The 1,182-nt window shown below is 66.2% G+C and carries 1 protein-coding gene; it reads left to right on the plus strand.

Annotated features, from left to right (window positions below):
• A partial coding sequence (locus CSC78_RS18725; RefSeq protein ID WP_162339383.1) for a HAMP domain-containing protein occupies positions 1-1,182 on the plus strand: 1,182 nt, incomplete at both ends.

Genomic DNA, 1,182 nt, shown 5'->3' on the forward strand with positions numbered 1-1,182 from the left:
TTGCTGCATGGAACAACCGTACGACCGCTTTCAAGCTGACCCTGATCTGCTGCCTTTCCACCGTTGGCATCCTCGTGCCTTCGGTGGCGTACCTCGCGCAGCTGCGAGAGCAACTGGCCGTGAATCGCACCGAGCTCGCGAGCATGCCCGCGCTGGAAGAACTGCTGGACGTGGTCAGTGCCCTCAACCTGCGTCGTGGTGGCGATGCACGGACGACCGACGTGCAGGCCGACATCACCGCCCTGTACGAAAAAGCGGTCGCATCCGCCGCTGCCCAGCCCCATCTGAATGACAGTCACGCCAGCATCGAGAAGCTGGCCCGGGAGTGGCGCACCCTGCGCGACCTCGCCCACGACGACCCGTCGATCGCCGAACATGTCGAACAGGCTCTGCAGGCGGTCGAGATACTCGGTGACGAGAGCCTGCTGGTCTACACACCGCACCCCGAGAGCTACCACTTGATGCTGGGCACGAGTCAGTCGCTCCCGCGGGCGGCCAGCGCTCTGGCCGACGTGCTGGGTGACATCCATCGCCGTGGTCCTGACGTGGCCGATGCACATCGGGAAGTCCTGCTCGACATCTTCCATCAGGAACTGGGCAGCTACGTGCGGGAGATGGACAAGGCCCTGTCGTTGACGGGGACTGCGGCGCCTGCCCTGCGCTCCGCCCACAGCGTGGTCAAGGACGCCTACGCCGCCGACGATGCCCAGGCGGATCCGGCGGCGCTCGCTGCGCTTGCAGCAAAACTCGCCGCCATCGACAACGCCGCGCTCGCCGAACTACAGTCCCAATCATCTGCGCACCTGCGCGCGGCGCGCGCGAAGATGTACATCGGGGCGGCCATGGTGGCGCTGATCCTGGCGCTCGTCGTGGGCGCGTCCTGGTACACGGTGCGCGCGATCACCCGCGGCATCCGCCATGCCGCCAAGGTGGCCAGCCGGATCTCGTCCGGGGATCTCGACACGCCCATCCCATCGCGCTATCGCGACGAGGTGGGCCAGCTTCTGATGAGCATGCGTGACATGCAGTCCACCGTCCATCGCGTGGTCGCCTCGCAGCGCGAGATGGCGGCGAAGCATGAAGAGGGCACCATCAGCTTCCGATGCGACGACAGCGCGTTTCCCGGCGGCTTCGGCGAGATGGTGCGCGGTACCAACGAACTGGTGGCATCGCACATCCACG

Origin of the sequence: Pseudoxanthomonas japonensis (assembly GCF_010093445.1) — a bacterium.
Classification (GTDB): Bacteria; Pseudomonadota; Gammaproteobacteria; order Xanthomonadales; family Xanthomonadaceae; genus Pseudoxanthomonas_A; species Pseudoxanthomonas_A japonensis.